5 protein-coding genes are annotated in these 8159 nt (G+C 56.0%); 4 read left to right on the top strand and 1 reads right to left on the bottom strand.

All coding sequences use genetic code 11. From position 1 onward, the window contains the following. Positions 1-272 precede the first annotated feature (272 nt). Positions 273-1208, bottom strand: coding sequence for a LysR substrate-binding domain-containing protein (locus tag ACR0ES_RS19860; protein ID WP_480871574.1), 936 nt, complete (start codon positions 1206-1208; stop codon positions 273-275). 239 nt (positions 1209-1447) lie between these two features. Between ACR0ES_RS19860 and ACR0ES_RS19855 the strand changes: the two genes are divergently transcribed. The 4 genes from ACR0ES_RS19855 to ACR0ES_RS19840 all read left to right on the top strand — a co-directional run bounded on the left by ACR0ES_RS19855 (position 1448) and on the right by ACR0ES_RS19840 (position 7905). Then, entirely contained in the window at positions 1448-2398 is a 951-nt protein-coding gene (locus ACR0ES_RS19855; RefSeq protein ID WP_480774571.1) for an ABC transporter substrate-binding protein, read from the top strand. An 82-nt stretch (positions 2399-2480) separates the two neighbouring features. Beyond that, a complete protein-coding gene (locus ACR0ES_RS19850) occupies positions 2481-3509 on the top strand; it encodes a quaternary amine ABC transporter ATP-binding protein (protein WP_480774570.1) in 1029 nt (342 codons plus the stop codon). Next, a complete protein-coding gene (locus tag ACR0ES_RS19845; RefSeq protein ID WP_480774569.1) occupies positions 3509-5491 on the top strand; it encodes an ABC transporter permease in 1983 nt (660 codons plus the stop codon). Before ACR0ES_RS19850 ends, ACR0ES_RS19845 begins: the two co-directional genes overlap by 1 nt. A 14-nt stretch (positions 5492-5505) precedes the next feature. Next, positions 5506-7905, top strand: coding sequence for a trimethylamine N-oxide demethylase (locus ACR0ES_RS19840; protein WP_480489463.1), 2400 nt, complete (start codon positions 5506-5508; stop codon positions 7903-7905). Positions 7906-8159 lie beyond the last annotated feature (254 nt).

Raw genomic sequence — 8159 nt, 5'->3', positions numbered from 1 at the left:
CACTGGATATTCCAAGCTTCGCGCCGATCTCCTGGATCGGCTTCTTATTCGCTTCACGCGCAATTTCGATGTCGGATTTATAGCTCATTGGGTTTGGTCTCCCTGCGTGAGATAGTCTGGATTGGTCCGGCCAGAGCGACAAAACGCAGGGCCAGATTCGGTCAAAATTTTCTTTAAGGTAAATAAATATTCCCAAGGGTCAATACGTGAGTTTAAAGTACCCAAGGGATGTTTCCAAACATCAAGTCAAGATTCGGGGGTTGCGACAAGGATCAGGCGTATCTTTTTCGACCCGCGCTGAGACCCAGCAACCAATCCTCGACGATGCGCTGTTCCGGGAAAGCTTTTTGAGACGGCCTTTTCAGCAGGTAGTATCCGGATTGCGTTCGCACCGAAGCGTTCTGGACCGGCCTGACCAACGCGCCGCTCTCAAGCAAGGGGTCAACAAGATGGGCCCAGCCCAATGCAATTCCCAAACCATCGACAGCAGCCTGAACCGACAGTGGATAGGTGTTGAAAGCCACAGCTTGTTCCATCGCTGAGGTGGAAACACCGTTACCGCTGAACCATGTACGCCATGTCATCCACTCCGCATGGCTGCTGGTGACTTCAATAAGGTCCAGTTCCGGCAGCGCGGAAAGAACTGCCGCATTGGGGTTGCTTCTGAGGTACTCGGGGCTGCAAACCGGGAACACTGTTTCTCCGAACAGAAGCTTTGCTTCGTATCCCGGCCACTCGCCATCTCCACGCAATATTGTCAGGTCCATGGAATCCGAAAGGCACTCTGCGTCACTGTCCGAAGACACCAGCGAAATACGGATACGGCCGTTGGATTTGTTGAACTTGTGCAGTTGTGGCATCAACCACAAAGACGCGACAGAGTTCGTCGCAGAAATCGACACCTTGTTGGCCTGATGCTTGGCCAGCATCTCACGGCTGACGTCCCGCATCTGATCCAGAGACTTTTCGACAGTTGCCAACAGAATGGCACCTTGTTGCGTCAGTGACACCGAACGGTGACCCCGGACAAACAATGGCACATCATAATGCTGCTCCAGCAGGCGCACTTTGCGGCTGATCGCGGTTTCCGAGATGTTCAGCACCTTACTGGCCTGCACAAAGCTTTGCGCTTTTGCCGCGGCTTCAAACGCCAACAAATAATCAAGCGGAGGAAGGACTTTCCCTGTGACTGATGTTTTCTTTGGCATTTACAGGACTTTTCCCGATCTGGACGCGGCCACACGCAAAAACATTCATGGGCACCCGTTGCCGTCTGAACGGGCAACCGACTGTTAACATAGTAAAAAGTTGAGTTTGCCTCAAGATTTTATGGTCAACGCCCCTCAAATTTCTTTTCTGCATTATGAGCGATTCTAGGCAAAATGCACAAATTCGCGGGCCGGAAGAGCCCCTTTGACAAAAAACGAACCTCACTCAGGGAGCGAACATGAAACTTACAAACCTCCTTTCCGCAGCAACCTTGGCGGCAGTAGCGGGAACCGGGGCGATTGCCGAAGACAGCAGCGACCCGATTGTCATTCCAATTCACAACTGGTCCAGCCAGATCGTGATGTCCAACGTCGTCGGTCTGATCTTCGAAGAGATGGGCAACAACGTCGAATATGTCACCACCGACAGCCAGGCGGTTTATGAATCGGTCCGCTTGGGCGACGTCGCGCTTGAGATGGAAGTCTGGGAAGGCGCGTTTGGCGCATCCTACCGGGCCGCGCTGGAAAAGGGTGGTTTGCATGACGCGGGCGATCATGATGCCGTCACGCGCGAAGATTGGTGGTACCCGATGTGGACCAAGGAATCCTGCCCGGGCCTGCCTGATTGGAATGCACTGAACGACTGCGCGCACCTGTTTGCCACGGCCGAGACCGGGGATAAGGGCCGGTATCTTGATGGTCCGGTAGACTGGTTGAAACATGGCAAGGAACGCGCCGAAGCGCTTGATCTGAACTTTACCGTGATCAATGCGGGTTCCGCCGCAGCGTTGTGGGCCGAGATTGGTGCCGCCGAGGCCGACAAGACCCCGGTTCTTGTATTCAACTGGACGCCAAACTTTGCCGAAGCCGTCTGGCCCGGTGAGTTTGTAGAGTTCCCTGCATGGGAAGACGGCTGCGACAAGGATCCTGCCAAGGGTCCGAACCCGGACGCGCTGTATGATTGTGGCAACCCGGCAAGTGGATATCTGAAAAAGGCGGCTTGGGATGGCATGAAGGACAAGTGGCCAGCCGCGTATTGCGCTCTGACCCAGATTTCTTTCACCAACCCTCAGATCGCGGAAATGGCAAAGCTGGTCGACACTGATGAGCTTGAGCCGGAAGAAGCGGCAGAGGAATGGCTGGACGCCAACCGTGCCGTTGTTGACCCCTGGATCAGTGCCTGCAGCTGATAACGGCTAGGAATAATGAATCTGGCGCGGCCTTGATCGTTTTGTGATCCAGGGCCGCGCTCAACAAGAAAGAAAAGCAGCCATGTCCGCCATCGCGCCTGTCATATCAGCCAAGAATGTCTGGAAACTGTTTGGACCCTCTCCCGAGAGCTATCTGAAGTCCATGCCGGCAGGCCGCAGTTTCGACGAGATCCGTGAGGATGGGTATATCGCCGGGGTCAAGGATGTCTCGATCGAGGTTGGCCGTGGCGAGATGCTTGTCATCATGGGGTTGTCAGGATCGGGAAAATCCACGCTGGTGCGGTGCTTTTCGCGTCTGCACAACATCACCGGAGGCACGATCGAAGTAGACGGTCAGGACATCATGAAACTCAGCGAGCGCGACCTGATCGAATTGCGCCGCAACAAGATGGGGATGGTGTTTCAGTCCTTCGGGTTGCTGCCGCACCGCACGGTTCTGGACAATGTCGCCTTCCCGCTGGAAATGCGTGGGCAGGATCGCCACGACCGGCGCGAACGCGCTTTGGAGGTCATCAAGCTGGTGGGCCTTGAAGGCCGGGAAGAATACTTCCCACGGGAATTGAGCGGTGGCCAGCAACAACGGGTCGGTATCGCCCGGTCGCTGGCTATCGAACCGGATATCTGGTTTCTGGATGAACCCTTCTCGGCGCTTGATCCGCTGATCCGCCGTGAAATGCAGGATGAATTCCTGCGCCTGCAAGAGATGCTGGGCAAAACCATCGTCTTCATTACCCATGATTTTGACGAGGCGCTGCGTCTGGCTGACCGGATTGCTATCATGCGCAACGGTGCGGTCGAACAATGCGATACTCCGGATCAGATCGTGATGAACCCGGCGACCGAATATGTGGCGAAATTCACCGAGGATATCGACAAGGCCCGCGTGGTGCATGCGAAAGGGCTGGCAAAACCGGTGAACGGCCATACCCTCGAAGGCGCGCCGATCAATGGCGGATCAACCATTCATGAACTGGCCCGGGTTCTGGTCAATGACAAGCGTATCCTGCTGCCGGTTGCGGATGAAACAGGCGTTGTCACCGGCGTTTTGGATCGCGATGCCGCGTTGAACGTTCTGCTCGGAGCGGAATGATGGCGACACTGTCCACCGAATTACCGGACACGGCAGACAGTGTGTGGGGGCGCACCAGAGTCCTTACCGCACTTCTGATCACCGCCTTTGCGCTGATCCTTGCCAAGGCGGTCGGAATTCTCCCTGAATGGTTGAACCGCATTCCCGAGGCAGCAATCCCGCCGACGGCGCAGGTGCTGGATGCGATCTTCAATTTCATCCAAAATGACCTTGGTCTGATCTACGTGACCCGCTTTATCGCCGAAGGCCCGTTGGAATTCCTGTTGGATATGTCGGCCAACCTGCTCGAAGGCAAGCGCCGCTGGCCTTATCTGGGCCCAATCCCGTGGTCAGCAATCGCTGCTGTCGCTGCTGTTGTGGGCTATGCCGTGGGAGGGTGGCGGCTGGCGGCTCTGGGTGCGGGTACGTTCATCTGGACCGCTGCAATCGGCCAGTGGAACATCGCCATGCAGACCATGTCGGTCATTGTAGTGGCGGCACCGCTGGCGTTTGTGCTGGGCCTGGTGCTGGGCATCGCCGCCTGGAAGTATGGCCGGTTCGAGCGGGTGCTGAAACCCATCCTGTCCGTTCTGCAAACCCTGCCTTTCTTTACTTATCTCTTGCCAGCGGTGATCTTTTTCAAAGTCGGACCAACCGCGGGGGCCGTGGCAACAATCACCTTTGCCATCCCGCCGATGATCCTGATGACCACACTGGGTCTGAAGAAAGTCAGCCCCGAAGTGATCGAAGCCGGCCATATGTCTGGATGTACACGCTGGCAAATGCTGCGGCATGTATACGTCCCAGCCGCCCGCACCGAAGTGCTGGTAGGTGTCAATCAGGTGATCATGCTGTGTCTGGCAATGGTGGTTCTCACCGCCTTTATCGGCATGCCAGGCCTTGGAGCCAAGTTGCTTGCAATGATGGGCAGCTTCAAACTTGGCCGTTCGTTTGAAATCGGCGTGACCATCGTTCTTCTGGCGGTCATGCTTGACCGGATGTCGAAGGCCTGGGTCGTCAAGCAGCCCATTCATTTCGAACGCGGAACGCCATGGTGGAAACGGCACCGGAATCCGCTAATCGCAGTGGGTCTGTTCGTCGGGTTCACCCTGCTGTCGCAAGTGTTTCCGATCCTGGCTGAAGTTGGTCGCAAGCAGCATCTGAGCCAGGGAAAGGAAATCGACGATGTGATCAAGTCGGTTCTGGCCTTCGATGTGATCAAAGGGACAACCGAATGGCTGCGCTGGTTCCTGAACGTCAAAGTTCTGATCCCGTTTCGTGATACTTTGCTTGCCATTCCGACACCTGCGTTCATCCTACTGGTTGTCTCCTTTGCCTATTGGGTCGGAGGCCGCAAACCCGGTATCTATGCTGCGGTGTTTTTTACAATTGTCGCGTTTTCCGGCTGGTGGGATCGCTCGGTCATCACGCTGTATACAGTGATTTCAGCGGTTGTGTTGGCAACTCTGATCGGTATCCCCTTGGGCGTTGTCGCAGCTCGGTCCAAACGCTGGTCCAAGAGTATCCTGCTGGCCTGCGACACTGCGCAAACCTTCCCTAGCTTCATCTATCTGATCCCCGCGATCATGCTGTTCGGCGTCAATGACGTGGCGGTCGTGTTTTCCATCCTGATCTTCGCCGCCGTGCCGCTGATCCGCTATACCATCATCGGTCTGGGAAGCGTGCCGCCGGAAATGACCGAAGCCGCGGATATGTCTGGTTCGACGCGCAGACAAAAACTGATGTCAGTACAGTTTCCACTGGCGCTGCCGACTATGGCCGTCGGGTTCAATCAGGCCATCATGTTCGCGTTCTTCATGGTCATTATCGCCGCGTTCATCGGCACGCAGGATCTGGGGCAGGAATTGCAGCGAACCCTGGCAGGCACCGAATTGGGCAAGAATTTTGTACTGGGTCTGAACGTGTCTCTGATGGCGTTGACCTTTGATATGGCAATCAGCAGTTGGGCCGAAAAGCGCAAGCGCGCTTTGGGGCTGGATTAACCGGAGTTGTTCAGATGAACGTCAAACCCTTGTTTGAGGTACCGTTCGAACGCAGCGGGGTGCTGGCTCCTGGTCTGCCCATCCTGCCGCATGGCACAGAACGCCATCCGGTTCCCGCAATGGGATCGCGCGCCGTTCCGGTGTCCAAAGGGGACACGATCACATTGCTGGATCGCGATGGAATGCAGCCCGCTGAGATGGTATTTTTTGCCCCCGACCGAAGCTCGGACGCGGCGATGCTCGGCGCGCGGGGACACGGGTGTCCCGACGGGGTGATCGCAACGCTGGCAAACGGTTCCGCTTCGGGCCGGAAGGTTCTGCGCGCGCTCGAGGCTGCGGGGTTTGACATCGGGCAGGGCGACGCAATCCGCGCTTTTGTCGAAGGCTCGCGCCCCGGCGACATGGTGCATTTCGTGGCGGAAAGCGATGGTCTTCTGATCGTCGCCGCACCCGGCGAGGCGATGCGCCCGGAAAACAACAACCCTCCAACGGATATCATCCTCTATATTCAGCGTTCCGCGCCGGGTCTGGAAAAGCCGGGTGTTGGCGCGCCTGAGCCGTTGGCCGACCCTCTCAGGGACATCAACATTCAACCGGGAAACGCCATATCTTATGAGGTCAAAGCTGGAGAATTCATCCAGATCTTGGATATTCGCGGCCGCGAATGCTCGGATTTTCAGGCCTTCAGCCGCCGGGCGCTGGATCAGGGGATCGAGCGCGAAATCGATCCGACGACGACCCGCAGCCTGATGGGAAGCCTGTATCCGCAACCGGGGATATTTTCGAAATACTGGTCCGTCGATCAGGAACCCTTGATCGAAATCGTGCAGGACACTTGCGGTCGTCATGACACGTTTGGCCTTGCTTGTACGGCGCGGTACTACGAAGACCTTGGCTATCCCGGCCACGTAAACTGTTCGGACAATATTAACAAAGATCTGGACCAGTATGGCATCAAGCCGCGCGGCGGCTGGCCTGCGATCAACTTCTTTTTCAACACGATGCTGGATGACGCCAATGCCATTGGCATGGACGATCCCTGGTCGCGACCGGGTGACTTCGTGTTGCTGCGCGCGCTGACCGATCTGGTCTGCATCAGCACGGCATGTCCCTGCGACATCGATCCGGCAAACGGGTGGAACCCGACCGATATTCAGGTGCGAACGTACAAGGCGACCGAGGATTTTCAACGATCCTACGGCTATAGAAAATCTGCGGAGGCGGATGTGGAAGAAACCAAGAAAACTGCTTTTCACGACTGCTTTGCGCGGCATACCCGTGATTTCGTCGAGTATAACGGCTATTGGCTGCCGAACACGATGACCAATCATGGTGCGATTTCTGAATACTGGGCCTGTCGGGACAAGGTTGCCGTCATGGACCTGAGTCCTTTGCGTAAATACGAAGTTGTCGGACCCGATGCAGAAGAGCTGATGCAGCTATGCGTGACCCGCAACATGAAAAAGCTAAGCGTCGGTCAGGTCGTCTATACCGCAATGTGTTATGAGCACGGCGGGATGATTGACGATGGCACCGTCTATCGTCTGGGTGAGACGAACTTCCGCTGGATCGGCGGGAATGACACCAGTGGATTGTGGCTTCAGGAACAAGCGCAAAAACGCAACTTGAATGTCTGGGTTCGCAATTCGACGGATCAGCTGCACAACATCGCGGTTCAAGGGCGGCACAGTCGCGACATTCTCTCCAGAATTTTCTGGACACCCCCACAGCAACCAACGATTGACGAACTTCCATGGTTCAGACTGACCGTTGCACGGGTCGGAGATGTGCGCGGAACATCTGTCGTGATCTCCCGAACAGGGTATTCCGGTGAGCTGGGATATGAAATCTTCTGCCATCCCAAAGATGCAGTGGAAATCTTCGACCGAGTCTGGGAGGCAGGTCAGGATTATGGGATCACGCCGCTGGGCCTTGGGGCACTTGATATGCTGCGGATCGAAGGGGGCCTGATCTTTGCCGGGTCAGAATTCGACGACCAGACGGACCCGTTTGAAGCAGGCATCGGTTTTACCGTGCCGCTGAAATCAAAAACCGACGATTTCATCGGGCGGGCAGCAATCGAAGAACGCAAGGCGCACCCCCACCGAAGGCTGGTTGGTTTTGAAATCGAAGGCGGCGTCGTCCCGTCACCCGGCGACTGCGTCCGCGTCGGAAAGGCGCAGGTTGGAGCGATTACCAGCGCAATGAAATCACCCGTTTTAGGGAAAGTCATCGCTTTGGGTCGGATTTCAGTTACCCACGCGACAATTGGGGCAGACATCGAAATTGGGCAATTGGACGGCCAACAAAAACGGCTGAAAGCCAGGATCGTTCCATTCCCTCATTTTGATCCGACAAAGGAACGTGTGAAAGGGATATACTCAGAAACCACGGTTTCGGACGCAGCAGAGTAGTTGACCAAGAGGGCCGGGCTTGTGATTTGGCCGGGCACCGTAAAGGGTTCTGTTGCAAACTTTTGACTATTGACGCGCTCGAATGCAGACGGTGAACGGTCGCCGGTGTATTCACTCGAGAACCAGTCCATGATTTATTTCAAAGGTGCGCAGTATCCGAAACGGTGTTGTCACGTTAACGTCCGGTCGACGAGGGAATGCTGATGGTCGGGATTCAAGCGGCTCGAGTGGCAGCATTCAAGGCTTCGAATGCC

The organism is Ruegeria sp. N7 (assembly GCF_056531345.1).
Note: the sequence above shows the minus strand (reverse complement) of the source record. Positions and strands in the feature narration are given on the sequence as shown.

Excerpts from the sequence above, each read along its gene's own strand:
- ACR0ES_RS19850 (WP_480774570.1), top strand. The coding sequence starts at position 2,481 with ATGTCCGCCATCGCGCCTGTCATATCAGCCAAGAATGTCTGGAAACTG.
- ACR0ES_RS19840 (WP_480489463.1), top strand. The coding sequence starts at position 5,506 with ATGAACGTCAAACCCTTGTTTGAGGTACCGTTCGAACGCAGCGGGGTG.
- ACR0ES_RS19855 (WP_480774571.1), top strand. The coding sequence starts at position 1,448 with ATGAAACTTACAAACCTCCTTTCCGCAGCAACCTTGGCGGCAGTAGCG.
- ACR0ES_RS19845 (WP_480774569.1), top strand. The coding sequence starts at position 3,509 with ATGGCGACACTGTCCACCGAATTACCGGACACGGCAGACAGTGTGTGG.
- ACR0ES_RS19860 (WP_480871574.1), bottom strand. The coding sequence starts at position 1,208 with ATGCCAAAGAAAACATCAGTCACAGGGAAAGTCCTTCCTCCGCTTGAT.